The organism is Clostridium sp. AM29-11AC, assembly GCF_003480545.1.
GTDB classification, from domain to species: domain Bacteria; phylum Bacillota; class Clostridia; order Lachnospirales; family Lachnospiraceae; genus Otoolea; species Otoolea saccharolyticum_A.
Map to the genome: position 1 here is coordinate 14,102 of NZ_QUJI01000013.1, position 24,553 is coordinate 38,654.

Genomic DNA, 24,553 nt, shown 5'->3' on the forward strand with positions numbered 1-24,553 from the left:
TGTCCAGTATGATAGCCCATTCGATTACTGCTTTTGGAGATACTTCCGGAAGCATTCGATGAACTCCCGATTCCGCTTTGGAACATCGAATCCCTTCCGATGGGGAAAGAACCCTTCCCGTTCCACATCGTCCAACAGCTTCGACAAGTCGGAAAACCGGGCAAAGAACGGTAGTGCATAGTCCTGGATCTGCCCGGAAATCTCCTGGATAGAGCGTTCCCGCTCCAGCAGAGTAGATACCTCATAGCGGGGGAAGTCATCATACCGGCGGGTCAGTCGGGCGATGGAGGTACCCACGATACCATCATAGGTATCCTCCGTCCCTTCCTGCTCACTGCGCCACTGGGCAATCACCGGGGAACTCACATCGAAGAAGGCAGTAAAAGTGGTGGAGCCAAAGCGGATGGAGGGGGAAAAGTAAAAGGAGAACACAAAGATGCCGTCTTTTTTGTAGATGTCATTTTTGCTCTTGCGGTATTTGTAACCCAGCGGGATCAAGGGCTCCGCGATCCGCTCACAGGTATAGACGAAGATCTCGCGGGGCTTGGTTCCCTTCGGGAAATCCATCCTCTCCATGTTGCCACCTTCCTTCACTCATTTACCGTTCCACTCTCAACCGCCGCGTTATTTTTATTGCTCATTGAGATACCTCGCCAGTTTCTTCTCCAGCAGTTCTGTCATATCGTTGCAGAGGCGTTTTACCTTGTCCTTCTCATGGGCGTAGTACCAGATGGTTTCCTCTCCGGGGCGGAACAGGAGCTGGTCGCCGTCCGCTTCTTTCCAAAACTCGCCCAGCACACAATACCGCTCTCCATGGATGGTCAGATCAAACATCCCAGAAAGGGTAAGGATCACGCCTGTGGATACATTGATGCCTGCGGTCAGCAGGAAAAACTCCCGCACCTGGGACGGGAGCGTGAAGTCCAGCACGCTTTCTTGATTCCTGATCTGTTCCTCCGCGGCGGCAGGCTGGATCTTATCCGTGGGGTCCAGCACCTTTGCCAATGCCTTGGAAAACTTGGGGTATCGGCCAAATAGTTCTGGGTGGCTGGCCTTGAATTCCTTTTGCTTTTCCCGCTGCACTCGCTCCTGCTCCTTGCAGAACGCATCCAGCTCCGCCAGATACCGCTCCTGGTAGAGATTGCTGGCCTCAAATGCTGTGCCGCTCTTTTCCAGAATGGCGATGGCTCCCTTTTGGCTGCCAAACACCGGAACCCACTGAAAACCATGTCGGCAAGGCTTCAGTTTCAGGAATTCACCCCGATTGAGCAGAGCTTCCAACTCCGTTTCGTGCTCGTCCCACCAGCTCCGCCAACTTTCCGGTGTTTCCCGGCCTTCGACCAAGTCCAGGAGTTTTTCAGTCAATGATTCTTTGTTCATAGGTGTCCACGCTCTTTCTCTGCCATCACGATACTTGTGATTCCATGACTTCGCCATTATCGTTGATATAAGTGTAATGAATAAAATCCTCGTCCACAAGCAACAGGTATGGACTGAAAACTTCCCATGCATCATGATCGCTCATAATGTCAGAATATTTGCCAAATACATAAATCTCAAATAAAGCGTCTGTTCCCATTAAAAAGCACAAGTAGACATTCCCATGGGGATATGGGCAAACTTCTTGGATCGCCAGCTGCCCCGGCTGCTCAAAATTGAGTTTTGAGATAAAGGTTTCAATTTTGAGCACTTCAGCTTCATCCGCGCATCGGTATTTTTGAGAAAAATCTTCGATGCTTTTTGTGAGACGGTCCTTGTATTGCTGGATCTCTTCTCTTTGCTGTTTTACTTTAAGCTGCGCTTTTTTCTGAGCCAAAAGCTCTTTCCTCTCATGATCCATCGTTCATCCCTCCGTTTCAGAGAGCGCAGGAATAGATGCTCATGGCCCCGTAATCGGTGTGCAGGACAAGTCCGCTCTTGGTAAAGGCAAAATTCACCTGCCGCACCACAAAGGGGTCGTCAATGGTGGCCAGCAGCTGGCCGCTTCCGGTATCCCACAGCTCTATGGGGGAGCTGCCACGATCCTGCTGAACGGCCATCAGGCTGCCCCTTGTCCTCACCGTACAGGTATCCGAAAAACTCAGCCCCTGCCGGACAGAAAATGGGAAAGGATTGTCCATCTCCTCTCCGGTCTGGGTCAGATAGAACCTGCCGCCCACTGAGAAACACTGGTCATCTGGAGAGAAGAAGGGATGCCAGCCCTCATTGGGAATCACCACTTTTTGGGCGGACTTCAGATCGACCAGCACATACTCACCCTCGGTGACGCGGTAGGCCGCTTTGCTCTGCCGGGGAGAGAGCATCCCGAAGCAGTAATAGGCAAAATACGGGTCTTTTGACTTCTTGCATTTTACCGTTTCCCGCCACACCTCTGTGTTGCTGCCAAAGTCAAAGACAACAATCTCCTCGCCCGTGTACCACAGGGCCAGGTCGCCGCTGACATCCAGCATGGTCTTCATGCTGTTTTTCTTGTTGGCAAAGGGTGTGATTTCATGGGAGCGGAGTGAGAACTGCTGGAGAAGATAGCTGTTGTTCAGCAGCAGGGTATTATTGGGGCAGAGGACCTGCTCATAGGTCATCCGCTTGGCCCCCAGAGAGACCGTTTCAAGGATCGCCCCGCTGCCATCGAAGTGATAGAGGGTTTCGTCCTCAAAATCTCCGACCACCCTCGTCAGGAAGAAGTCGTCCCGTGTGAGGGCGGCAGCCAAGGGCATAAAGCCGTTGCTGTCCTTGCCGACAAACCGATGGCACCGCGCCTGCCCAACAGCGGCATCCGGATTCTGATAGACAAATCCTTTCCGCATTTGGCTCATCATGGCGCTGGCAGCCTTGCTCTTGACCTGGAAGGCGGAGTCGCACAGGATCTCCTTGACCTTCCCGCCATTCAAGCAGGTTCGGATGGTATGTCCGTCAATTTCAATTCGCCACTGCTTATTTGTGGCGGGGTTGAGGAAGGTTTTTTCCATTGGCGCAGGCACCTCCTTCTTAATCAAAATCCATCCAGACCAGATGTTTTCCGCAGTGGAGGCACTGGAACAGATAGCATTGCAGATGCCCGCCATTGACGGATTCCTGAATCATTTCCCTCTGCTCATCGTCCCACATGGGATCGTCCATCACATCCTCCAGCACACCCAGCGCCCACAGTTCTCTGGCACCCACAGGGCCCAGGTAGGCGCAGTAGTCGCCACAGTGGGCGCGCCAGTATTCCTGCTGCCAACCGGAGTAGCCGGGAGTTCGGTGGATGAGCTCGTCCAACTGGGCCGGGTTCTCCACGCCATCGTCCACGGAGCAATCGTCCTGGAAGCTGCCATCATATTTCCGGGCCGCCTCGCCGCTGGCGATACACTCCGGGCACAGATACTCAATATCCTCCACAGCGTAAAAGGGGCCTGTATAGAAAATATGGGTCGTCTTGCCGCAGCAGTCGCAGGCAACGCCATCCGCAGACTCCTCAAAAGCGCCGGTTTCCAGCGGATTGGGGTGATACCGGAAGGTGGGCAGGCCCAGCTGGGCCTGCCGCTCCTTCTCTTTCTGCTTTTCCTCCGGCGTTTTGGGTCTGGGGAGGGCATAATGATTGCCCCAGTTGTCCGCATATTCCTTCAGCGTGCCCAGCCGCTTGAGTGTCTTTTTATCGGAACGATTTCCGATTTGGCAGAGCAGTTCGTAGGCATCCTTCTTGAAGTCCAGCAGATCATACACATCTACCAGCACTTCCTTGGCCTGCTTGTCTTCCGACTGCTCCAGTTTTTCCTTGAAGGTATAGAGCGCGCGGACACTGTCTGGATTTCCTTTTGTCTCTCGAAACTGCTTTTGGAGTTCAATATATTGCTTCAGATATTCGTTCATGGTCAAAATCTCCCATCAATCCCACCAGAGATACCAGACAGTGGACTGCCGCAGCACATCCGCCAGCGCGCCCACAGTGGCGTCCTCCGGCCCCTGGTCGATCACATCCGGGCAGAAACCGTACAGCTCCACTGCTGCATCCACGGCCTTCTCCTTGGGGACGGGGGCCGGGAGCAGGAACTCCAGTTCGTCGTGGCTCATGGCGGCAGGCACCGCGCCGTACTGCTCGAACCAGTATTTCGCCGCTGCCATCAGCTCCGGCGTATCGGGGCAGTCGTTCCAGTTTCCGAAGGGCAGGTAGGCAAAGATCTCCCAGGGGTTCTTGACCGGAATTTTCGCCAGAATGAGAGGGTGGGTCATATCGGTGTCGGAATCCCAGTAGCAGGAGATACGGTTATTCTCATAGCCGCCTTCCATCTCGCCCAGGATTTCCTCATCCCAGTCCATATCGTCATCCTCGGCTTCTTCCTTGCGCTGGCCGGTCAATTCCTCCAAAACCGCCTTTCCGTCTTTGACGGAGGTGGAGAGCATCTTCTTCCGGTACTCCGTTACAGTTTTGAGGTCAAATTCGTAAATGTCTGCATCATTCTTCGGGTCGGCGTTCATCACCAGACACTCAAGCAGCGTTTCGTCATCTGCCTTGATGAGTACCGGCACAAAGCCTTCCTGGGCGCTGTCCCGCTTGGCATAACCGTAAGCTGCCATGATGGGGTCATCGTCCTTCATGGAGGGGAAATAGGTACATTCGCAGTCCAGATACTCCATAATGGCCCGGGCTGTATCAGAAGGCTCCAGCGTGTCCTCGTCGAAGTCCTGTCCCTGCCAGTTGGTGAAGCGTTCCTCGATCACCTTTGCCATGGCCTGGTAGTAGTCCTCGTCAAAGGGGATGAACAGGTAGGCTTCATCTTGGAACTCATTGGAGTGATACCGCTCCGGGCCGAAGAAGCGGAGGGCGTTGTCATCAACATCGGCAGGATAGTAGGGGCTGTCGCCCTCTCCATAGTAATAGCCTGCAAAAGCACGGCCTTTCTGATCGAATAGCACAGAGAACAAGCAGCCGTCCAACTCATTCTGGATGAATGCCCGCAGGTCCACACTGGCAGGATCGGCTTTGACCTGTTTGGCCACTTCGCCGTATTCTTTCAGGAATTCCTCGCCCATCAAATCATGCTCCATGCACCAACGCAAGTAGATGGCCATATGGTTGTAGGCATTGATGGGGTCAATGGGCAGACCCTTCTCCTCAATGCTCTCGATATGATAGGAGGCATCGTCCATCTCACCGTCAAAATCATCATTGGAAAGGGTGCCACGAGTGATAGCATCCTGACGGTCAGGCTCCACCACAAAGCTGATGCCGTTCATTTTGTCCAGCAGGGCATCCGCGTCATGGGCCAGCTTATATTCCAATTCATCCCGGTAGAGAGGGATCACCTGATAGAAGTTGACCTCCTCGCCGCTCGGCAGGATGCAGACCTCGCTGCCATCTTCGGTATCCTGGGGACCGGTCAGAATGGCAGCGCACAGCTTTGTATCCTTTGCAAAGTCCTCTTCATTGTCCATGGTATGGCCGAAGCCCAGCCAGGTATCGCTGGCAATGGGAAGGCGGGCCAGGGCTTTCAGCAGGCGAATGGGCCAGTACCATCGCTCATTCTTCAGGTCCTCACGCTTCAGTTTCCAGTTCCCCGGCAGCGCGATGGCAAGCTCCGCCCGCTCCAGCTTGTATTCTGCCAGTTCCTCCGGCACATTCATCCGGTGGGCACCCATGCCCATGGTTACCAGGGTGTAGTAGTCCCGATCCCCAGAGGGCGGCACCACGCAGATGTCCACATGGATGTCCGGGGAAGACAGCTCGTGGAACACATTCTCAAACTTGCCGAAATACTGCTGAATGTGAGCCTCGACGGCCTCCATCTCCTCCTCGGTGTAGACCTCGGGAACACCGTTTTCTTCATCCTCGGGCACTTCACCGTCCGGGTCATCGTCATCATCGTCAGGGTCATTGTCCGATGACGCCCAGGAGATTTTCAGAGTCATCTGCTCCTCCGGCAGTCCGACGCCAGGGCTGCGGGTGATGGTGTGCTTATCATCTGCATCAAAACCGATGGTCTCCCCATCGTGCAGTTCCACATCATTCTCCAGCACATAGGACACAAGGCTGGCCAAAAAGTCCCGCAGATCGCTCGGCTTGGCATCGGTACCCAGTACCTCCATCTCGTCTTTGCCAAACACATCCAGACCGTAGGTGTAGCCGTTCATGCCATTCTCATCCCGCCAGAGGCCGAACCAGATCCAGTTGAAGATGGGCAGCTCGTCCTCCTGCATCATGTCGGCAAAGCCCTCATAGAACCGGGGCTCAAACACCACGCCGCTGGTGTAGATGCCGGTGGCATATTCCTGGCGGCAGCAGGCGGCAACCACCTTGGTGAACAGCTTGCCCTTTTCCAGCAAATCCTCCTCTTTACCCAGCACTGCTACCATCAGGTGGGCACGGTGCTTTTTGGCTACCTTGACCGCATCCTCCCACATATAGTTGTTTTCCGCATTGCCCTCGGCCTCGCCTCCGGGGATGGGATAGTTATTCAGGCTGACGGCGGCGAGCATATCGCCTACTTCAAACACCAGCGCGTCATCGTCCTTCTCCTCGCTGGCGTCATATTCATCCACGGCGATGTCCCACTTTTCCTTCATATCCCGGATGAACTGCTTTTTATCCCATTCTGCCTTAGACAGCAGCACAAAGCCGGTGAAGACGCCTGTGTGGTCACTCTCGTCCTCGGCTTCTGCCTCAGCTCGCCTTGCAATCTCATCCTGACACGCTTGAATCACTGCCGGGGCGTCCTCGTCCTCAGGGTCCAGCTCGGCCCACCGCTGGGCGTAGGGGATGGCCTTTTCCTCCTGACCATATAGATACTGATAGGCATAGGCCATCCGCATATTCCACTGGGCCTTGTCCTGACCCTCTTCTTGGACGGACTCCAGCATTTCGATAGCTCGGCGCAGGGCCTTATCTCCCTTATAATTAGGGGGGACCTCCGTGTGGTCGCCCAGAATAGCGTAGTTCTCCAGCGCCCGTGCCATGGCATAGGCGGTGCGGTAGTTTCGCCAATCCTCCGGGATAGCGTTCAATGCCTGGATGCAGCGGGTGTATTCGTCCTCGTCGTTCCACTGCTCCAGCTGCTGGAAGAATTCTTCTTCGTTCTGCGGGGTGTAAGGGATATAGTCCATACCCGTCAGCGTCTCGTCCAGCTCGGGGACCTGATCCTCATCGTCCGGTTCCTCCTCGGGCGGCGTTTTCAGATTCACAGTGCCTGCTTCTCGACGGAAGGTGTGGAAGCTGGCCCAGGGAATCTCACTGTCCTCGAAGAACTCCTTTGCCATCTGGAGCGCCGCTTCGATGTCCCAAGCGATGAAGTCCACATAGCCGCAGAAAAGGCCGGTGGCTCCGCCGGTGAGGGTGAGAACCTCCGGGCCGTCGCCGGTGGTGAACACTTCTTCCAGCTTGTCCCGGAAGTCGAAAATCTTATTCGTTCCTTCCTCCTCCCGCAGAGCATCCAGAGGATAGCAGAAGAAGCCCGCCACCGCGCCGTCGGCATGAAGTGCGTCCATGAAGTCATTATCGGCATTCAGATAGCCGTTGATGAGCGGCACACAGTTGGTGGAGCCGACCATCACATCCAGCCGCCAATCGGCTTCCGGGTCCTTGTTGGGTTCCATTTTGTAGCCAAGATAGCTGTTCAGATAGGCTTCCGGGTCGGTGGAGAGTTCCAGGCCCCGCTCCTTCAGAGCGTCGGGAAGCTGGGACATAAGCATGGACGGCTCGGCTTTGGGTTCCTCCAGTACATCAAAGCTATCTATGTATCTCATGTGGGGAATCTCGCCCAGCACTTGGTCAGTAAGGGTGGTGAGCATCCACCAGACTCGGCCTTCCGCCTTCTGGAGCATGGGCAGCAGCTTTTCACAGTAGGCGGAGATGGCGAAGCTGTTTTCACCCTGCTCCTCCAGCCAGATCTGCACATCATCCCCAGAGATATTCCATCCATCCTCGGTGCGCAGTCCGATGTTTCGGATGGGCTGACGGCCCACAAGGATGTTCCAGTGCTCCAGCACCTCCTTGGAGGCGTGCTTCTGGAAGTAGACCAGCTCAAACAGCTTGACCTTGTCACCCTCCGGGGTGAGGATCAGCTCGTACTTCTCGCCGTTGAAACCCATCTCGAAAGAGATCTCATCAAAGACCAGATTCAGAGTTTCCTGCATTTGGGCCACGAGTTCTGCACCGCGGGTGTGATCCTTGTCCTCATCCATCATCTGGCGCAATTCTGCTTCCATCTCGGCAAAGGTTTCCCACCAGTCCTCTGTCCTTTCCCGGAAGCAATCCGAGAATTGCGGCAGAGAAATGCCCTTCTTGCACCCGTCGATCAGCTGCATGGTGTCCTCGTCGTCGGGGCGGGCCTCCAATGCCTTTTCAAAGTAACGAAGAGCCCGGCCCTCCTGATCCAGATAGTAATAGGAATAGCCCATGCGAAAGTTCCAGTAGTAGTCTCCCTCAAAGTATTCCTCATGAGGTTTCAAGAGAGCGATGGCCTTTTTGAGCATAGCTCTGCCTTCCGGCGTTCTGTGATCTGCCTCGTTGTTGTACGCCCTTGCAAGCTGGCTGTCCATTTCCGGAGTGCGCTCCTCAATGCCCTCCAGTGCTTCAATGATCTTGTGATGCTCGTTGTTCTCATGCCACTTCTGGCACTGCTTCAAAATATCCATATCCGGGTCCTCCTCGTCCTCATCCGGTTTCCAGTCTTTGATTTGTTGGAACACGCCGTTCTCATCCCGCTCAAAGGCGCAGGGGGCGGGCATATGTAGCAGCGCAATGATGTCGGGATCGTCGTTGCAGATTGTGTTCAGCTTGTAAATCCCGGCATTGTTGGGGTCGTCCATGTACTCCTCGCTCTCATCGCCGGCGGTGAAGCGCCAGCCACTGTCCCAGTCGCCGTCCGGCTTCTCCCGGTAGCAGTAGCCGACCTTGCAGCCCTCCACCGTGATACGGTTGGTGGCAATGCAGCCATCGGCACCCTTCCAGTCAGAGAGTAGAGGTTTCACATCCTCCGCTTTCACATGGTAGTCCCGGTTGCGGCCAGCAGCCTCGTACAGCTCCTTCCGCAGCGCCTCCACATCCCGAGCCATCTCCTGGATCTCCTCGTTGTCCATCATCTCGCTGAGGTCATATTCCAGTGGGTTCTGGGCAAAATCCGCCAGGGCCTTGTTCATGGTGTCATGCTCATCTGGCGTGGCGGTGATGCGGATACGGCGGGAAGGGGTGTTGTACTCATCCAGATCCTGAAGGTTTACACTGCCGCTAATGCTGCACTCCAGTAGGATGGCGGCCAGATCGGTGACCACATCAATAGCGAAGTGAAAATCCATTTCCACACCACTGGAGTGTGTAAACTCCAGATACTCCACGGTCTGGCGGAAGTTCCAGTTTTGTTTGTCCAGCCCAATCTTGGCAAATATCTCGCTGAGGGGGATCTCCTCTTTTTTCTGGTCTTCCAAAAATGCCACAAGGTTCAGGCTGTCATCCGAACCTCCGATAAAGTTGCCCCAGTATTTTTTGATATACATCTGTCACACCTCCTATTATTCCGGCCACTCATCTCCGTCACAACGGCTGATGAAGTCATAGTGCAGGCTCTCAAAATAGTCGTTGGGATAGGATTCACCGTCCTGATGAAGCTCCAAACCATCCAAGTCCATCATTTTATTGATATAAGCAAGAGTGGTATGGATACCCGCAATATGTTCGTCCTGAAGCATCTCGGCCAGTACATCTTTCTGCTCCGGGGTCAGTGTGGCGAGAAGATCATTCTTCGCCTTATTGTCCTCCGTCTTGGGAAAGCCACCGCCCTTGACACAAAGTGCCGTCATGCTGTCTTTCCGCTCCACAAGGCCGTCAATAAATGCTTTATACAGTACCAGCTCCTTGCTCATAGCAGATCCTCCATTCCCAAGTGATTTACTTTCGGATCAAGTTCCCGTCATCAATGAAGGCAGCTTCCCGGATGCGCCGGAGGGATTCCGGCTCCAGCAAAAACTCCCGCAGATTCGGGTCCTCAAAGAAGGACATGGGACGCACCTGCGTCGGCCCGGCAACCGCCCACAGCCGCGATGCTGCCAACCGCTCTGCCGTCTGGAGCGCCTTCTCCCGTTCACCCAGATAGAGATAGCGGGCGATTGCGTCCCGATAGGAGGAGTCAGCCATGGGCACGCCTTGAATCTCCTCAAAGAGATCTACGGCATCCCTGGCGGTTCCGAACATACAGCAGTGGTTATAGAGCTTCCGCCTGGCATCGGGATCGTCTGGCGAGAGCTTCTTATTCTGTTCCACCAGCTTTGCCCAGAGCTGCTCCTTTGTCTGCGGTTCCTCTGGTTCATGGTAGGGGTAGTTCTTGTCGTTGTCCGCAAAGGGCATAAGGCCCCGTTTGAGGTAGTCCATCAGGATGTCACAGAACCGATCCCGCTGGGGGAGACCGTTATCAGCCCGGATGCGCGTCTGTTCCTTCGTCAGCGCCTCAATCAGTTCCTGCTCCCGGTGGAGCCGGATGGCCGCCACCGTCATGGCAATCATGTGCTCATCGCTCACATTGCTGTAATACCACTCCTCCAGCCAAGGAAGGATGGTCAGATCCAAAGCCAGCGCCTTTTCATAGTCCAGGTTGAAATAGGCGACCTCGGCCTTGACCGCCGCTACCTGATGGGGATATTTATCGGCAAAGGATTCCAGCGTGTCCAAGGCTCCTTCTTTGCCATCCATGATCTCATAGCAGACCATGCGGACTTTCTTGGGGAGTTTCACGACATCCATGTTGACGCCTCCTTCAGTCTTTTTTCTGTAAATAGTAGGTTCCACACCGGCCCCACAGCCGGGTGTCCAGGTTTCCTTTCTAACAGTCCGTATCTACCCGGATAATAGGCCGGTAGAAGTCATAGTCGCCGTTCAGTTCCTTGTCCTCCTGCACTTCCGGCTTGCAGTGCGGCGAACAGGGCAGAAAACCGAGGAATATTCCAAGTCCGCCGCAGATGCTGCGCCCGCCATCACCGCCGCAGGTGGTAAACTGCTCGGCCTTCACGACCTCCCGCATATAGGGGTCATAGGCGATGGACACTCCGAAGAAGTTAGGCTCCTCCATATCGAAGGGCTTGTCCTCATCCTCCGGGCTTTCGAAGTGGTGCAGGTGCATGGAGTAGTCCATTCCATCTCCCCAGGGGAACAGGGTGCGGCACCCACCGCCGCACAGATAGGCCCACTCGTCTGCCGTAGGCAGCGAGAGCCCCTGTTTTTCCAGCCCGGCAAGGAGTTCATCGTAATCAGTGCGGTTATAGATACAGATCTGAAAGCCCTTTTCCGTCCGCTCAATGCGGGCTGACTGGTGCATAGTAAGGCTGTCAAGGTCGCTCCAGGCAAACTCCCGGAACTTCTTCAGCCAGTCAGGGTGGGCGGTCAATCTGGGATCGTCCATTGTGACCGGCTCCCAGCACAGTTCCTCCAACTCCCGGCCCACCAGCATGGGGCCAATGGCTGCCTGCCGAACAGGAGCCATACTTTCTCGGATCATCTCCTCCGGGTCCTGTTCCATCTCCCATTCCTGGAACAGATCGTCCAGTTCCTCCCGGCTGTCCTGATCCAGCCCAATAGCGAACCGTTCCCAGCCCAGGGTGACGGTGTCACCGGGAACAAAGACAAACTCCCGGCCATCTTTCTCGAATATGCCGGTGGTACAGTTCTGGCCCCAGCGGTCAAAGGTATGTAGACCGAGAAAAGTCATATCATAACGAGCAGCCAGACTTTCCATCAGCGCCTGTTTCTCGGTGGTTTCCAGTTGATCGAATTGAGTGCGAAATAAATTTTCGTTCACAGTAGTCCTCCTTCAATCCTTTCTGCGTGTTCCAGCAGATAGCGCCGGCCATCCTGCTTGGCCTGCTCCAAGTATTGTGGAAGCAGGCCGGAATGGATGGCGTCCAGCGAGACCAGAACAGCGATCCGCTGGTATTCCTGTAATTCGAGGGAATAACAGTTCCGCTCCCAGAACAGCGGAGCGAACTGTTCCACACAGTCAGGACGCAGAGCGGGCATCGCCAAAAGCGCCCGCCGGCTCACATATTCATTGGGGTCCTTTGCGAAGTCCAGGATCATGTCTTTGACTTCCTGGCTGCACGGACATTCTGGCAGATAAGCGGCAAACTGCCACTTGGCCTCACTCTCATTGGAGGCTGCGGCCCTGCGGCAGAGGCACTCAAACCATTGTGGATGGGAAGTGGTCTCCTGTATAAACCCCTCCGCTTCGTTGTCCCTGGCGATCAGATAGACCATCTCATCCAGTAGAACGCTGTCTGCCGTTTCTGCATCCATTTGGGTCAACACATGGCAAAAGGCACTGTAAGTATCATTCCAGTATGGATAATCGACTTCCCACTCACCGCCGAGTTCCTCGCTGGTTTTGCCGGGATAAGTGGCTTCCTGCCATTGATGGAACTTTATTGCCTGCTCCAGTAGGCGTTCACGAATGCCCTTTGCCATGTGCTCACCTCACTATTTTCCGAAATGCTCCAGATACAAATCCCGCACAGAATGAGGGCCTACAAGGTTCGTTTCCTGCCGGCCATCCCAGGAATACACATGAATTTTGCCCTCGTCCCCAATGTACTGCTGCTCCTCAAAGGATGCGGGGAAGGGGAAGCTATCTACTATGCTCCAGTCGATCTTGGGTTTCAGCCCATCAAACTCCTCGCGCTTGAGCCTTTTGAAGTTAAACACCAGTGCTGCCCCAATCCCATCAAGCAGCAAGTCTGCGTATTCTCTGGGGGTGATACTCTCGCTCATATTGGCGGCATCAACATTCACATCCAGAACCTTGTTGCCGCAGTTTGTCCAGATTTTATCGGGGGAGAACCAGGTGGCGCGTTCCGCAGCGTCTGCAAAGTCCTCACGGGGATACCATCCGTTTGCGCTGTCCGGCTTGACACCTTCCCGAAGCTGACCGTTGTACGGGGAAAGCGGATAATATCGGTGCCGCACCGGATCAAATCGGCCAAAGGCAATTTTCAGCAGATACTTGTGCTTTTCGCTGCGCATGAGCTTATGGGGCTTCACGATATGTTCTTCGATCAAACTCCAAATGTACTCATCCACATGGATGGATACACGCGGGCGGCCGAATAGCGTGATTTTATTGGTGTCTGTATCCACATTGAGCCAGACGCGATTGATCTCAACCATTGTCATTCCTCGCTTTCACCAAGCACCCCGCCATAGAGAACACCGTTTTTCCCGAGGAACAGCATCTGGCTGCAAAGCAGGCTGCACTGCTCCACAGCGACTTTGTTTCCATCACAGGTGGGAATAGCCTCCCACTTTTGCCCAAGGCGATCACCATGAGCGGTAAGGAAGTAGAATTTGTTATGTTCCTGATACCCGCCCTGAAACAGAAAAGTATCACCAGACGGGGCAACAGAAAAAGCTCCGCTTCCTTCGATTGGCAGTTCAAACACAAGATCCTCTTTGAAGGTCGTCCGCACCAGCTGGAATTCATCGTAATAATAGAACCACAGGTTTTCTTCTTCGTCCAGGCTGATGGCATAGCAGTCATAGATGGAATACTTCTCATTCTTCCAGAGAGGAGTTCCCTCCGATGTCCATGCAATCAGGCCGCAAGCACCCAGAGGTTCATCCCAACCGTAATTACCAAATACACCTTCGTCAAAGTAGCTGGTAATGATGGTGCCATCTTTTTTTACCACACAATCTTGAATGCCATCCCCCAGGCAGAAACGGGACAGCACAGTTCCGTCCCGGCTGACGATCCAGGCGTTCTGGTCAGGGCCGTTTTTCCGATAGGCGCATCTTGCCCCCAGCAGAAGGAAGTGATCACCTGCGGGCCGCAAATAATGGAACTGGAACTTCAAGAGGCCAAGAGGAAACAGCGTCGTTTCCAGCACCCGCTGTTCTGCCCAATCCAGCTGGATTTCCACTGCGGTATAGGTGGAAGGAGTGCTGAGCCAGTCCTTACCCTGTGTTTCGGACGGCTGTTCCATGAGAAGATAGACTTTTCCATCCCTTGCCGTGAAAAAGTCTGTCACCTCTGTGCCCTCCAGACGGTTTTCCCGGCGCAGCTGGTCCAGGTCAATGATGGGGAACAACGGCAGATTTTTGGCTTTTATAGGTTTGTTCATAGTGTCTCCTCCTGGTTCCTTTCATGCTCCATCATAGGTGTGGCTTTCCCAGATGGCCTCAAATTCCGCTTTCTCTATGATGCAGGCGTGGAATTCCTCGCCCCAGACATGGGCGTTCAATTCCTCCACGGTGGGGATCGGCGTGATCTCGATGGCGCCGTCGTAAAGGTCAGGGATGTTACGGGTGCGGCAATCTGCAAAGATGTCGATGGAGCGGAGGGCCAGCCGCTCATTTTCGGTATCCACTTCATAGAGGATGACCGCTGGTTCACCCTCCGGTGCGCCCTCCCAAAAGAGCTTGATGTACTCGATCTTGCCAAGATAAGTCCGCATCGCTTTTTCATCGGCACAGGCTGCTCGGATCATTTTGGCCAGCATCATCAAATCGTCGATGTATTGGGAATACACGCAGAACACATCCTCGTCAGAGTCGAAGTGAAACAGACCCACACCGCTGTTGTTTTCCTCGAACTCCCGTATCACGCCCCGGACCAGCCGCTCCCAGTCTCCGCTGCTTCCAGTCAGTCCCAGCCGACGGAATTCTTCCGTCCGGAATCCATCGTTGATTTTCAGCAGAAGGGAGATGGCATAGGGGTGGTGGGGAATGAGGAAGAATGGCGCGATCTGCTCCGGCTTCACCCAGATTTTGAAAGGCGGGCGTGGATCGGGTATCCAGGGCAGCATCTCCCACTGGTCGTCCGGTCTGTTTCCGTATTGGGAAAAGTCTTTCATGGCTTCGCCTCCTGTCCGAGTTTCTTTCTGCATTTTTCAATGTGGGCCTGTTTAGCAGCCATGACCTCCAGCACCGTTTCTGTCTTTATCCGCAGCAGAAGCGCAATTTTCTCAGCGGGCATCCCGTCCGCAGCCAGCATACAGAGAATTTCCTTCTGTGTAGAAGCTTTACCAGCTGCAAAACCGGTATCATAGTCGTGAGATAGCAGGGCAAAGAATTGCTCGGGTGTCAGAGTGGAAATCAGTTCCTGCTCTCCGTGATATATCCTGCTGCGAAGTGACTGTATTTCTTCCAATGGTAATTTGGACATGGAATCACTCCTCATATTCCCATACTGTACTCCAGTCGCAAAGCATTTCGTTCTCTGTCACCCGGCGCAGCTCGTCCCGCACCTCCATCAGCGCAAAGCCCAGCAGGTTTTGTCCACGCCACTTCATGGGGTCCTGGGCCTCCGGGGAGCTGGCCGCGAGGCGGATACCCCAGATGGCATCATAGGGGCTGGCCTCCACCAGCACGCTGTTCCCGGTGGAAAGGAGAAACTCCCGCAGTTCGCGGTTCTGGCTGAATTTGTGCCAGTTGCCAAGCAGCACAATGGCGTACTTGAACTTGTCCCATACCTTCTGCTCAAAGCCCCGCACCTTGCGGCCCAGAGCCTTGATCTGCTTTTGGTCGCTGCATTTCAAAATCTGGTCCCGGATCTCTTTGTCGCTGAACAGCTCGGCCTTGGCAGCCATCATATACTGCTCCATGCAGAGGTAGGAGTCAGCCGTCGTATAGAAGTCCTCCATCCACCACTGGCTGAGGCAGCTTTTTGTCAGCTGGCCGTCCTCGGATAGCTGATGGCCCCAGAACAGGCACAGCTCCCGCTTCCGCCCGGCGGCAAACTCCTGCTGGAGCCACTGGCGGGTGTACTTTGGCTGGCCTTCCGGCTGCCACGCATCCACCCAAAAGTCACCATGCTCCAGCACCTCGCTGCTGTCCTCGTCATCCCACCAGCCCTTCCAGGTCACCGGTTCAGGAAAGAGAGTGCGGTATTCCGTCCGCTCCTCCGGGGAGAGGGTGTCCAGCCAATCGCCAAATCGGTCTATGTAATCCTCCCCATAGCCCATGCGCCAGCCAATGGAGTATCGCTCGATCTCCCGGTGGGCCAGCCAAGGGGGAGGCATTATTTTCTTATCTTGTAGAGCCATAGGGTTTGTCCTTTCTTATCCGAGCAGTTTCTGGTTCCATTCTTCTTCTGTGACCAGTTTATTCAGGATATAGAAGTGCTTGTCATCCCTTGAGAGATCCATTTCTGTATTCACGATTCGCCAGGATTGCAAGTCGGCTTTCGGCAGCAGATAACCGCCCCAGAAGATGGACTTGGCATCCCATGCGAAATGGGCGTCATTGTTGGAAACGAAGGTGGCAGGGTCTGCTTTTTTCAGTATCTTGATCTTGCCGGCAAAGTTTTCATAGTACACGGCCTTGCTGTCCTTGGCATATCCGTAGGGAATACGCAGCCGGATGGGGCGCTGTGTCCCATCGGACATGGTCCGGATCTCTTCAATCAGTTTGACTCCATCATCACAGACAACGAAAGAGCGGATGTCCTCCGGCTCAAACCGGCCGCCGGTCGTCCAGACACTTTTACAATCCCTGGCGTAGCAGTTATTGAGTGCCGTGAACGAGGCATGATCCACATTCCGCAGCTTTTTGCACTGGAGAAAACAGTGTTTGCTATCCTTGGCAAAGCGCCGATTGAACCAGACAAAATGCTCTACATCCTTGGACACCGGGTCAAAATCCCAGTAGACCATTTTCCCGTCCGTCCAATAGTCCAGGATCTCCTGCGCGTCCTCATCATAGAACAGCGGGTTGCTGTCGATGTCAGGCAAAGTCATATAGTCCACATCTATGTATTTTGGCGGCTTGGGAAGTGGGTTTCTAATCGGTTCCATGGTGTTCACCTCATTCAATGTCGTTTCGTTCTTCTTTCATATCCAGTGGAGTGCCGTCCAGGGATGTGATCTGTGCCAGCTCTGCTTCAGTCAGATTTTTCAGGAAAATGCAGTATTCGTCCGGGTGGCCTCCCACAAATTCCATTTTAGGCATCCCGATCTGCTCCGGGTCGGTGATCCACAGGCAAGGCTCTCCCGTCGCCCAAAAGCGCGTCAGGGTAAGACGCTGACCACGATAAAGGACATTCTGATCCATCCTCATCCCTCCTGTAGCTTCTTCAGCAGCTTCACGATCCGCTCCCGATTCTTTGCGGTTTTCATGAATGTGGGGAGATGATCGGCCTGGGTCTTTTTCTGGCTTCCCGATGGCTTTTCTCGCAAATCGGCGCTGAGATAGTCGATCAGATAGGCAAGGTGCTCCCGGTTGAGGGCCCAGACTGGCTTACCCTGGAATGAGGTCAAAAACCACAGCTCCAGGCCGAAGTAAGGTTCTCGTCCATCCCTGATTTCGCCAATATATGAAAACGACTCCGCTGTTTTATGAACTTCTCCCGACATGGTTGTTCCACAATAGGGGCAGGCCACATGGAGAACGGAATAGTGCTGCTTTGCCTCATCTTCAATATCCACCCGATAGTACCTGCCGCAGTTTTTGCACTGGTTATGGACATCATAGCGGTAGATTTCCCGGTCGCGGGTCTCCTGATGGCCGCAGCTCAGGCACCGGAAATAGGCGTTATCATCGTCCGCTGTCACCACACCAGCCCCATGGCACTTGGGGCATTTTACCTGGATGCCGGTGGTGAAGGCGCTGTAGGCACTGTGGGTGAAATAGGGTTCATCAACGATTCGGCTCATGCGCCCACACACTCCTTTCAGGTAATTACTTTCACAGCCGAAATCGAAATGGTTTCAAATCTTTTGTTTTGATTGTCAGATCCGAAACGCTCTCTTGCAGGACATTTACCTGTTCCAAATACTCCGCAGGTGCGTGGATCTGCTCCAGATAGCCTGCATAGCGGATAATCTGATCCAGCGCCCGTTTCCTGTATTTTGCGATTTCCCCCAAATGGGAATAACTGCGACCTGACACATAGCTTGGAACATCGATAGACCGAATTGTTTCTATATCAAGCGTCCCATGCTCCTCTTTCTCAGATTTAATGGTGGCCAGCATATCTTCCGCAGAAAAACGGATGCCGCGTTCGCAGAGAAAACGCAGTTCATCAAACAGGTGGTTCGCCACAAAATGTTCAGCCAAGGGCTCAAAAATTACATCATCCTGATACCAGCCTCCGTGGGCGCAGGAGATCAGTTCACGGTAACGCTTATCTGTGATCCACTGGCGCAGTATCTCTTTGCTCCCGCGCATCCATGCGTCCAGCCGGGCTTTTGTTTCTTCGGGGCTATCATAGGCTGTTCCATAGCAGGGCAGGCCATTGGCTTTCAGCCACTTGGTCACTGCCTTGCTGAATTTCGTGTAACTCATGTGATGCCCCTTTCAAAAATCTCGCACATGATCAAAGTGTTCAATTAGGGCATCTTTCTGGAGCATATCGCCCGGCAGGGCATCAAGGATACCCCGCAGGGCCATGTAAATTTCGTCCCGCTCCTCGGTTTCGATAAAGCCCATTTTGTTGAAGGTCTGGGTATAGGCTGCCACTGCATCCAGTGCCTGGGCCTGGGCGTCCTCGCCCGGTTCAGCAGCCAGCTTCATCAGCTGGGAACGAGTCTTTCGGTATTGATTGGCTGCCTTTTTCGCAGCGGAGGCGGGAATATGCTCCGCACCGTCCCAGCCCCGGAATGGATTGTCCAAGTTTTGCGCCAGCCACTCCGGTTTCCGTGGCTTGGTGATCCGCAGGTCCATTCCCGGCTTGCTTTTCCAGAGCTGCTTTGCCGCTTTTGCCGCCGTCTCCGGCAGGCTGGTCATCCAGAACCAGCGAAGCTCCGGCATCTGCTCCGGGGTGGGGATGTCAGCTGCGCCGAAGCCGAACAGGTCATAGGTGGAGAGGTTCGTCAGTTCCCGGAACCCTCCCACGGCGGAGAAGTTCCCCAAGTTTCCCGGCGCACCCCAGAGCCGCAGCTCCTTCAGATGGGGATGGACAGCAGCCAGCCCGGTCAGATCAAAGTCCTTCAGCTGGATGCCATGCAGCCCCCATAGGTTCGGCAGTTCCGTGTGCGGGCGGTATTCCCCGATAAATTGGAGGGTCAAACCGCCGCCATCTTCGGGGGCATGGATAGTACAGGCGTCCGGCCCCTTGTTCTGGAATAGGAGCAGCTCCGTATCCTCATCCAGCCACAGCTCCTCCAGGCCGGTCATGTCCAGCATCAGCTTTCTGATGCTGGTGCCCCGCAGGTCCAGGGCCCTCTGGCCGTGGTCCAGCAGGGTCAGTTCATCAAGGAAGGGGTTTCCCCGCAAAAACTCCAGCAGATCCGGGTGCCACCGTTCGCAGATGAGGGTGGAGAGGCAGGGCAGCGCCTCCAGTTCCAGCGCCGAATCGAATGGCTCGTACTGGTCCATCACCCGATGGCTGCTGACCTTCAGCTGGATGCCGCCGATCTCCGTTTGCTCGTCGCTCTCCATGGCCTCCTTGAAGGCCCGCCGCCGCTCCTCCGGGATGGCCTGCCACCGAATCTGGAGGTACACATCGTAGCCGTCACTCCAGCCGCCGTAGGAGTGGCAGGGCTGGTCGGTGAAGGGCGGAAGTGTGCCAACCAACTTATACTGGGGTGGGACCTCCATTGGCACCCGTAGCAGATGAAGGTCACGGGACCAGTACATGAAGTCCTTGTAGAGCGGGCGGAGATGGGGCAGTTCCTCCGCAGTCAGAGGGGCGTCTCCCACCCAATCCAGAGAGAGGATCACCGCCCAAGACTCTTTGCTCACCGAGTCCGGCGGCGCGATATAGGCCACCTGGCAGGCGGTGTAGCGTTTCAGATATTGGTTGTAGACTGTATAGACCTCTCCGGCGGTGGCTTTCATGGCGCTACGCTCCTCTCATCCGTTCTTTTCCAGATAGAATCCCCATACGCAGTTGGAGAACTCTCCAGCGGCAAAGCGGCGGATTTTCCCGTCGATCTCCACCTGCCAGACCTCGAAGGTATGGTCTTGATGGTAGATCGGGTCTTTGACTTTTACTCGCTTGCCGATGGTTTGCCAGTCGTAGTCAAAGATGTTCACACCGAACAATTTGCATTGACCGTCTGGGCCAAAAGTTTCATATTCCCAAGCCATGTGATGCCTCACAATCCCGTGCGCTGCCAGCCGTCCAGCCGCTCCTGAACCCCGTCGATCATCCAGTTATCGCCCACACGCTTCATGAGAAAACGGCGGTCAAAGCCGGTGTTTTTCTCCCTAGTGTAGATGTAGCGCTTGTTCTTGGTGATCTGCTCCGCGTCAAGGAATTCTTCCCCGTTGTAGGTGCCCTGGGCACTGTATGAGAGGCCCAGAGGCCGGTAGCCCGGACGGGGCTTTTCGCTCACATACCTTTCCCAGATCGCCAGCAGGCGGTGCACAGCCTCGGCATCTTCAAACCCGGCCTGCTCCATGTACTGCTCCCATTCCGTCATTTCTGCAAAGAAAGAGGACAACACCCTGCGGCATTCCTCCGCAGCCTGTTCATCCAGCTGGGCTGGCTTTTTTGCCTTTTCCCGCTGGAGCTGGGAGAAGTGTTCCATCTGCTCCTGGGTGAATTGCACATGGGCCACCGGCTCGATGCGGTTGTTGCCAGCGATGGCCAGCAGGCCCTCATAGGTAACGGCGGTATGGTCGATCTGGATGTGGGAGAGCCTGGGGATGGAGGCTGCCTGAAGCAGTCCGGCGTCATCCAGACCGGTGCGGTTGAGGGTCAGCAGGTCTATTTTACACTCCCGCAGGGCGGACAGACCGCTGCCGTGGATGGCGGCATTGCCGTCCAGCAGCAGATAGCGCAGCTTGGGCATAGCGTAAAAAACGGGGAAACAGGCGTCAGTGAGCGCACCGTCCTCCACGCCGAAGTTGGCCATGCTTTTATGTCCGGCAAAGGGGGCAAGCAGTTTATCGGTCACCGGATAGCCTTTCACATGGAAGCCCACCAGGGCGTAGCCGGCCAGCTGCTCCATGATCTCTGCGGACAGCTCCGGGACTTCAAATTTCTTCTCTCTGTCCAAGGTCAGGACACCGTTTTCCCAGTCCGCCGTCCGCGCCCGTTTCGGCCATTCCATCGCTGTTTACCTCCTTACACCTGCTCCCGGTAGCTAGCTTCAATGTCGATGAAACGCACATACACGGCGCAGACTTCACCCTTTGCGTCGTAGCCGAAGTAGACCGGATAGTAGCCGTCCCCCCAGCCAGAGGCGAAAATGGGCAGATTGCAGTCCGTGTCAGGCACCGTCCAGTTGAGCCAGTCGCCGTAGTTCCCCTGATATTTAGGGTGGGCTTTGGCGTTTTCCTCCAGAAGATCGCAGAACAGGTCGTTGTAGGGGTCGATGTCCGGGTCCTCCTCCAGCCGCTTGGCCCAGTATGTCTTGAAGGCCGCCTGGGTCTGGATGTCCGCAACGCAGCCCATCCCAGCGTCTACGCCAAAGCCAAAATAATCGTCCTCACCCAGTTCCTCGTCCAGATCCTCTTGGCCGGTCATACCCAGCTCATAGCGGACAGGCTTTTCCTGGCTGACCTCCACCTTGACGCAGGCGTAGCGGTCGCCGTATTTCTCACTGGGCACCACGCAGATCTTCACGGGATAAGTCCCGGCGGGGATCTTCTGAATAAAGGGCGGTGTATCCTCCAACTCCACCAGCGGATCGCAGGCAAAGATGGTTCCTGTGGGAAAATGGACGGCGCCGATGTCCAGCACATCCACGCCCATATTCCCAATCTCTTTCTCTGTGAAATGGGCGTCCAGGTCTGTTTTGCAGGTCAGTTTCTCCTTGATGGATTCGTATTTGTTCAGCCATTCTGTTGTCGGCATACTCGTTTCCTCCTGTTGGTTTGGTTTGAGCATAGGTCAGCTCTCTACAATGCGTACCTGTTTTCCTCCAATTTCAATTTCCAGCTTTACGCCATAGTCCGCCGCCCAAGCAGGACACTTGCTGAGCAGGGCCAGAATGTGCTCATCCGGCTCCCGGCCAAGGGTCACACGCAAAATCACGGGCCAGCCACCATATTCCTTTTGAAACTCCTCACTCTGGGTGTGGTTCAGATAGCCCTCCATCTTGTCCAGCAGGGCCTTCTGCGTTTCCAGGGAGCCGTCAATAAAGCCGTTGCAGACCAAAACCATCACCACTTCTCCGGCTTTGGTTTCTGCCAGAATGTCGATCTTATCCAGGTCGCCAAACATATTTTCAATGGACATTGTTTTTACCAGTCCCTTTCTCGGATGGCCTCCTCAATATCAATTGGAATGCCGAACCACTCCAGAATGTAGGCCACAGTGACACCAATACAATCCCGGGCCACCGTTTCGATCTCGCTGTCGTTCTCGTCAAACTCCTCTTGGAGATCATTGATGCCGCAGACCGCCTCGTCCAGCGTCTCCTGCACTACTTCAATGTCGGTTTCGCCGCTCTCCAGCAGGTCGATGACCTTCTGAAGTTCGTCTTTTACCTTGTCTACCAGAAAAGCAGGATAGTAATCGTCCTGATACATCTCGTCCAGCAGTTTGTAATTGGGGTCAAATGCTTTCATAGGGATTGCTCCTTTCTCATTCAAACATCAGGCCGTATGATTCGGTCAGGCTGCCATCATCCTCATGGAACATACACTGATACAGAGGCTGGCGCTGTGTTGCTTTGCGGAACCGCTCCAGAACCGGAGCCAGCGGCTCATCGGTAGGGATGCCGAGCGCATCAGCTACCCGCCGCCAGCTGTCCATATCCATATCTTCCAAGTTGATGTTGCGCTGCCTCTGTCCGTATTCCTCCAGTGTTTTGGAGTCCGCATACTCCTTTGCGTCACAGCAGTCGTGCCAGCAGATGCAGCGCACGATCAGTGAAAAAAGGTCGTCCATGCTCTCGGCCAGACGGCCTGCCTCACCTTCGCTGCTGTAATAGCCGATGGAGCCATCTTCCAACAGGTGGTATTCTCCGCCGGAGCCATCTCTGGCAAAAGCCATACCGGGCAGTGTGAAGGTTGATCGACCATCCGCCTCATCCCTCGGAGACAACTCATCCAGCAGGAAGAAGTCAAAAAGGGAATCAAACTCCTCTGCCAGATCAGGGTCATCACGCAGTGCTTTCAAATAATCCATAGCCGTTTTCCTCCGTCTACTGTTCTGGTGTTAACTCATGCAGCCTTTCCAGCCACAGCGGTTCTTCAATCATCTCATCGTTTTGGTAAAAATGTTCCTTGTCACGGGCCAGATGGTCGGCAAGCGGGGGCGCGTCCGGCGGGGTGCAAATGGTGAAGCTGTCCCGGTCCGCCCCTCGGATCTCCCGGTTCAGGTAGTACACCCTCTTGGCATCGCGGGAATACCAGTGACTGAGCAATTCCCATGAGGGCAAATCCGCTTTTGAGAGTTGCTTTCCGTAGGCATAGATCCGTTTCTCATCCCTGGCAAAATAGGTATCGCCCAACGAGCGGAAAGAGGAAACTTCCGCGCCCTTGATGATCTTCACCTTGCCGTCTCCGTTGTGGAAGTAGACCTGCCGGCTGTCCTTTGCATATCCCTGGGGCGCACCCGAATCGTTCTGGCCGTTGTCTAATACCTGGAAGGTTGCCAGCTCTGCATCTGGGATTCTCCCGCTGGTGGTGTAGACGGCTGTTTTGTCCATCGCGTAGGCATAGTTTAACACCCGAAACGATGCCGGATCTGCTCCACGCAGGCGAATCCCGCCGAGAAAGCAGGCCGTAGAGGATTTGCCCCAGTAATGCCAGCAGCAGAAGTCTTTGGGCGAAACACCCTTCAATAAGCCGTTTTCATACAGGCCAGAGAAATAAACGGCTCCATCTTGAAGGAAAAATTCGTTGTCCACCGGCTCTATGTTTGTGATCGGCTGTAGCAGTTCGTCGTGATGATCTGTTATGCTCAGCTCGATTTCGTCGTCACAATAAACTAAGTAGAGCCCATGAGGGGCCTTTCTATCGAAATGCAGTTCTATGTCACAATATTTGAGGATCAAAGGTTTCCCGTCGCTTCTCATGGTGGAAACAGCATCGGGCTTGCCGAAAATCTCTATCACCTCATCCTGCGACATGCCGAATTTCAGCGGTGAAATGTCCCGCGGATTCTGCAATATTTGATTGCGCCAAATAGTAAAGTCCTGTTTCATAGTTTTCCGTCCAGCGCCTCCATGGTTTTCATAGCGGCGGAATCGAATTTGCACTGCCTCAGCTCCCGCTCGATCAGGGCAAACACATCGGGAAAGCACTCAATCTCATCCTGGTACTCATATTTCGCATACAGCTTCCCGTGCTCGGAGATCCAGACCTCCGCCGGGTAGTAGTAGCCGATGTGTCCAATGGGCTGGCACCTCTGGCCGGCCGCCCGCTCAATCTCCGCCAGCTCACAGCCGGACATATCCCGGAAATAGGCATCCTCCAGGTGGTTCTTGATCCCGTTGATGAGGTATGGAAACAGCGCGAATTCAAAGTCGGCCGCCCAGTTCAGCTTTTTCTGCGCCAAATACCACTGACAGCACAGGCCGAAATACTTGCGGTAAAACCGCTGGGTGGCCTTCATCATGGGCACGCCGTGGTCAGCGTAATACCGCTCCGCGAGGGAGATGTTCACGCTTCGCCCTTCCTGCCATCCGGCGTACTCCATCAGCCGCCTGACCCTGCTTTTGAGGTCGCCGGAGATGGGGATGCGCTCTTTCACCATGGTAATTACCT

Annotated in this window: 28 protein-coding genes and 1 pseudogene; all 29 read right to left on the minus strand. The window is 54.6% G+C overall.

The genetic code is table 11. The annotated features are described in order from the left end of the window. Window positions 1-24: 24 nt before the first annotated feature. On the minus strand, window positions 25-576 hold the full coding sequence (locus DW757_RS10435; RefSeq protein ID WP_118751659.1) for a DUF4304 domain-containing protein: 552 nt from the start codon (window positions 574-576) through the stop codon (window positions 25-27). 54 nt (window positions 577-630) lie between these two features. Continuing rightward, the gene (locus DW757_RS10440; RefSeq protein ID WP_118751660.1) at window positions 631-1,380 is read right to left on the minus strand and encodes an SMI1/KNR4 family protein; all 750 of its coding nucleotides are present in this window, start codon (window positions 1,378-1,380) and stop codon (window positions 631-633) included. Between the two features lie 25 nt (window positions 1,381-1,405). Then, on the minus strand, window positions 1,406-1,840 hold the full coding sequence (locus DW757_RS10445; protein WP_118751661.1) for a hypothetical protein: 435 nt from the start codon (window positions 1,838-1,840) through the stop codon (window positions 1,406-1,408). Between the two features lie 16 nt (window positions 1,841-1,856). After that, window positions 1,857-2,966 (minus strand): hypothetical protein, encoded by a 1,110-nt coding sequence (locus DW757_RS10450; RefSeq protein ID WP_118751662.1) that lies wholly within the window; start codon window positions 2,964-2,966, stop codon window positions 1,857-1,859. Window positions 2,967-2,985: 19 nt separating this feature from the next. Then, complete coding sequence (locus tag DW757_RS10455; protein WP_118751663.1) at window positions 2,986-3,849, minus strand: CbrC family protein; 864 nt, start codon at window positions 3,847-3,849, stop codon at window positions 2,986-2,988. Between the two features lie 15 nt (window positions 3,850-3,864). Next, window positions 3,865-9,465 carry a DUF2185 domain-containing protein gene (locus DW757_RS10460; protein ID WP_118751664.1) on the minus strand — a complete coding sequence of 1,867 codons (5,601 nt, stop codon included), beginning with the start codon at window positions 9,463-9,465 and terminating at the stop codon, window positions 3,865-3,867. Window positions 9,466-9,480: 15 nt separating this feature from the next. Then, entirely contained in the window at window positions 9,481-9,831 is a 351-nt protein-coding gene (locus DW757_RS10465) for a DUF6547 family protein (protein WP_015544500.1), read from the minus strand. A 25-nt stretch (window positions 9,832-9,856) separates the two neighbouring features. Then, window positions 9,857-10,705 carry a hypothetical protein gene (locus DW757_RS10470; RefSeq protein ID WP_118751665.1) on the minus strand — a complete coding sequence of 283 codons (849 nt, stop codon included), beginning with the start codon at window positions 10,703-10,705 and terminating at the stop codon, window positions 9,857-9,859. A 79-nt stretch (window positions 10,706-10,784) separates the two neighbouring features. Beyond that, window positions 10,785-11,756, minus strand: a complete 972-nt coding sequence (locus DW757_RS10475; RefSeq protein ID WP_118751666.1) for a hypothetical protein — start codon at window positions 11,754-11,756, stop codon at window positions 10,785-10,787. Then, on the minus strand, window positions 11,753-12,418 hold the full coding sequence (locus DW757_RS10480) for a hypothetical protein (protein WP_118642053.1): 666 nt from the start codon (window positions 12,416-12,418) through the stop codon (window positions 11,753-11,755). Before DW757_RS10480 ends, DW757_RS10475 begins: the two co-directional genes overlap by 4 nt. 12 nt (window positions 12,419-12,430) lie before the next feature. Then, window positions 12,431-13,123, minus strand: coding sequence for a hypothetical protein (locus DW757_RS10485; protein WP_118751667.1), 693 nt, complete (start codon window positions 13,121-13,123; stop codon window positions 12,431-12,433). Beyond that, window positions 13,120-14,070, minus strand: a complete 951-nt coding sequence (locus DW757_RS10490; protein WP_118751668.1) for a hypothetical protein — start codon at window positions 14,068-14,070, stop codon at window positions 13,120-13,122. The genes DW757_RS10485 and DW757_RS10490 overlap by 4 nt, the downstream gene beginning before the upstream one ends. A 21-nt stretch (window positions 14,071-14,091) precedes the next feature. After that, window positions 14,092-14,382, minus strand: a complete 291-nt coding sequence (locus DW757_RS17710; protein ID WP_347559986.1) for a hypothetical protein — start codon at window positions 14,380-14,382, stop codon at window positions 14,092-14,094. Beyond that, window positions 14,368-14,802, minus strand: a pseudogene (locus DW757_RS17715) (immunity 51 family protein); the annotation flags it as partial. The pseudogene DW757_RS17715 and the gene DW757_RS17710, both read right to left, overlap by 15 nt. Next, the gene (locus tag DW757_RS10500; protein WP_118751670.1) at window positions 14,799-15,113 is read right to left on the minus strand and encodes a hypothetical protein; all 315 of its coding nucleotides are present in this window, start codon (window positions 15,111-15,113) and stop codon (window positions 14,799-14,801) included. The pseudogene DW757_RS17715 and the gene DW757_RS10500, both read right to left, overlap by 4 nt. Before the next feature lie 4 nt (window positions 15,114-15,117). Next, complete coding sequence (locus DW757_RS10505; RefSeq protein WP_118751671.1) at window positions 15,118-15,993, minus strand: NADAR family protein; 876 nt, start codon at window positions 15,991-15,993, stop codon at window positions 15,118-15,120. A 15-nt stretch (window positions 15,994-16,008) separates the two neighbouring features. Continuing rightward, window positions 16,009-16,743, minus strand: coding sequence for a DKNYY domain-containing protein (locus DW757_RS10510; protein WP_118751672.1), 735 nt, complete (start codon window positions 16,741-16,743; stop codon window positions 16,009-16,011). A gap of 10 nt (window positions 16,744-16,753) precedes the next feature. Then, the gene (locus tag DW757_RS10515; protein WP_182433290.1) at window positions 16,754-16,999 is read right to left on the minus strand and encodes a hypothetical protein; all 246 of its coding nucleotides are present in this window, start codon (window positions 16,997-16,999) and stop codon (window positions 16,754-16,756) included. Between the two features lie 2 nt (window positions 17,000-17,001). Beyond that, a complete protein-coding gene (locus DW757_RS10520; RefSeq protein ID WP_118751673.1) occupies window positions 17,002-17,601 on the minus strand; it encodes a hypothetical protein in 600 nt (199 codons plus the stop codon). A 31-nt stretch (window positions 17,602-17,632) separates the two neighbouring features. After that, complete coding sequence (locus tag DW757_RS10525) at window positions 17,633-18,232, minus strand: hypothetical protein (protein WP_087260284.1); 600 nt, start codon at window positions 18,230-18,232, stop codon at window positions 17,633-17,635. Between the two features lie 12 nt (window positions 18,233-18,244). Beyond that, complete coding sequence (locus DW757_RS10530) at window positions 18,245-19,726, minus strand: hypothetical protein (RefSeq protein WP_118751674.1); 1,482 nt, start codon at window positions 19,724-19,726, stop codon at window positions 18,245-18,247. Between the two features lie 15 nt (window positions 19,727-19,741). Continuing rightward, a complete protein-coding gene (locus DW757_RS10535; protein WP_118751675.1) occupies window positions 19,742-19,978 on the minus strand; it encodes a hypothetical protein in 237 nt (78 codons plus the stop codon). Window positions 19,979-19,986: 8 nt separating this feature from the next. Then, window positions 19,987-20,946 carry an NTF2 fold immunity protein gene (locus tag DW757_RS10540; RefSeq protein WP_118751676.1) on the minus strand — a complete coding sequence of 320 codons (960 nt, stop codon included), beginning with the start codon at window positions 20,944-20,946 and terminating at the stop codon, window positions 19,987-19,989. Window positions 20,947-20,960: 14 nt separating this feature from the next. Next, the gene (locus DW757_RS10545; protein ID WP_118751677.1) at window positions 20,961-21,725 is read right to left on the minus strand and encodes a DUF4241 domain-containing protein; all 765 of its coding nucleotides are present in this window, start codon (window positions 21,723-21,725) and stop codon (window positions 20,961-20,963) included. Window positions 21,726-21,728: 3 nt separating this feature from the next. After that, window positions 21,729-22,076, minus strand: a complete 348-nt coding sequence (locus tag DW757_RS10550; protein ID WP_118751678.1) for a hypothetical protein — start codon at window positions 22,074-22,076, stop codon at window positions 21,729-21,731. Window positions 22,077-22,081: 5 nt separating this feature from the next. Then, window positions 22,082-22,408: a DUF5713 family protein gene (locus DW757_RS10555; RefSeq protein WP_055270415.1), complete on the minus strand. Its 327-nt coding sequence runs from the start codon at window positions 22,406-22,408 to the stop codon at window positions 22,082-22,084. A 16-nt stretch (window positions 22,409-22,424) separates the two neighbouring features. Next, window positions 22,425-22,970, minus strand: coding sequence for a hypothetical protein (locus tag DW757_RS10560; protein ID WP_118751679.1), 546 nt, complete (start codon window positions 22,968-22,970; stop codon window positions 22,425-22,427). Between the two features lie 16 nt (window positions 22,971-22,986). Continuing rightward, window positions 22,987-23,991 (minus strand): DKNYY domain-containing protein, encoded by a 1,005-nt coding sequence (locus DW757_RS10565; RefSeq protein ID WP_118751680.1) that lies wholly within the window; start codon window positions 23,989-23,991, stop codon window positions 22,987-22,989. Then, window positions 23,988-24,542 (minus strand): SUKH-3 domain-containing protein, encoded by a 555-nt coding sequence (locus DW757_RS10570; protein ID WP_118751681.1) that lies wholly within the window; start codon window positions 24,540-24,542, stop codon window positions 23,988-23,990. Before DW757_RS10570 ends, DW757_RS10565 begins: the two co-directional genes overlap by 4 nt. Between the last annotated feature and the right edge of the window lie 11 nt (window positions 24,543-24,553).

What these genes read in the sequence shown, in the direction of transcription:
- DW757_RS10435 (WP_118751659.1), bottom strand. Translation starts at nt 576, where the DNA reads ATGGAGAGGATGGATTTCCCGAAGGGAACCAAGCCCCGCGAGATCTTC.
- DW757_RS10440 (WP_118751660.1), bottom strand. Translation starts at nt 1,380, where the DNA reads ATGAACAAAGAATCATTGACTGAAAAACTCCTGGACTTGGTCGAAGGC.
- DW757_RS10445 (WP_118751661.1), bottom strand. Translation starts at nt 1,840, where the DNA reads ATGGATCATGAGAGGAAAGAGCTTTTGGCTCAGAAAAAAGCGCAGCTT.
- DW757_RS10450 (WP_118751662.1), bottom strand. Translation starts at nt 2,966, where the DNA reads ATGGAAAAAACCTTCCTCAACCCCGCCACAAATAAGCAGTGGCGAATT.
- DW757_RS10455 (WP_118751663.1), bottom strand. Translation starts at nt 3,849, where the DNA reads ATGAACGAATATCTGAAGCAATATATTGAACTCCAAAAGCAGTTTCGA.
- DW757_RS10460 (WP_118751664.1), bottom strand. Translation starts at nt 9,465, where the DNA reads ATGTATATCAAAAAATACTGGGGCAACTTTATCGGAGGTTCGGATGAC.
- DW757_RS10465 (WP_015544500.1), bottom strand. Translation starts at nt 9,831, where the DNA reads ATGAGCAAGGAGCTGGTACTGTATAAAGCATTTATTGACGGCCTTGTG.
- DW757_RS10470 (WP_118751665.1), bottom strand. Translation starts at nt 10,705, where the DNA reads ATGGATGTCGTGAAACTCCCCAAGAAAGTCCGCATGGTCTGCTATGAG.
- DW757_RS10480 (WP_118642053.1), bottom strand. Translation starts at nt 12,418, where the DNA reads ATGGCAAAGGGCATTCGTGAACGCCTACTGGAGCAGGCAATAAAGTTC.
- DW757_RS10485 (WP_118751667.1), bottom strand. Translation starts at nt 13,123, where the DNA reads ATGACAATGGTTGAGATCAATCGCGTCTGGCTCAATGTGGATACAGAC.
- DW757_RS10490 (WP_118751668.1), bottom strand. Translation starts at nt 14,070, where the DNA reads ATGAACAAACCTATAAAAGCCAAAAATCTGCCGTTGTTCCCCATCATT.
- DW757_RS10500 (WP_118751670.1), bottom strand. Translation starts at nt 15,113, where the DNA reads ATGTCCAAATTACCATTGGAAGAAATACAGTCACTTCGCAGCAGGATA.
- DW757_RS10505 (WP_118751671.1), bottom strand. Translation starts at nt 15,993, where the DNA reads ATGGCTCTACAAGATAAGAAAATAATGCCTCCCCCTTGGCTGGCCCAC.
- DW757_RS10510 (WP_118751672.1), bottom strand. Translation starts at nt 16,743, where the DNA reads ATGGAACCGATTAGAAACCCACTTCCCAAGCCGCCAAAATACATAGAT.
- DW757_RS10515 (WP_182433290.1), bottom strand. Translation starts at nt 16,999, where the DNA reads ATGGATCAGAATGTCCTTTATCGTGGTCAGCGTCTTACCCTGACGCGC.
- DW757_RS10520 (WP_118751673.1), bottom strand. Translation starts at nt 17,601, where the DNA reads ATGAGCCGAATCGTTGATGAACCCTATTTCACCCACAGTGCCTACAGC.
- DW757_RS10525 (WP_087260284.1), bottom strand. Translation starts at nt 18,232, where the DNA reads ATGAGTTACACGAAATTCAGCAAGGCAGTGACCAAGTGGCTGAAAGCC.
- DW757_RS10530 (WP_118751674.1), bottom strand. Translation starts at nt 19,726, where the DNA reads ATGAAAGCCACCGCCGGAGAGGTCTATACAGTCTACAACCAATATCTG.
- DW757_RS10535 (WP_118751675.1), bottom strand. Translation starts at nt 19,978, where the DNA reads ATGGCTTGGGAATATGAAACTTTTGGCCCAGACGGTCAATGCAAATTG.
- DW757_RS10540 (WP_118751676.1), bottom strand. Translation starts at nt 20,946, where the DNA reads ATGGAATGGCCGAAACGGGCGCGGACGGCGGACTGGGAAAACGGTGTC.
- DW757_RS10545 (WP_118751677.1), bottom strand. Translation starts at nt 21,725, where the DNA reads ATGCTCAAACCAAACCAACAGGAGGAAACGAGTATGCCGACAACAGAA.
- DW757_RS10550 (WP_118751678.1), bottom strand. Translation starts at nt 22,076, where the DNA reads ATGTCCATTGAAAATATGTTTGGCGACCTGGATAAGATCGACATTCTG.
- DW757_RS10555 (WP_055270415.1), bottom strand. Translation starts at nt 22,408, where the DNA reads ATGAAAGCATTTGACCCCAATTACAAACTGCTGGACGAGATGTATCAG.
- DW757_RS10560 (WP_118751679.1), bottom strand. Translation starts at nt 22,970, where the DNA reads ATGGATTATTTGAAAGCACTGCGTGATGACCCTGATCTGGCAGAGGAG.
- DW757_RS10565 (WP_118751680.1), bottom strand. Translation starts at nt 23,991, where the DNA reads ATGAAACAGGACTTTACTATTTGGCGCAATCAAATATTGCAGAATCCG.
- DW757_RS10570 (WP_118751681.1), bottom strand. Translation starts at nt 24,542, where the DNA reads ATGGTGAAAGAGCGCATCCCCATCTCCGGCGACCTCAAAAGCAGGGTC.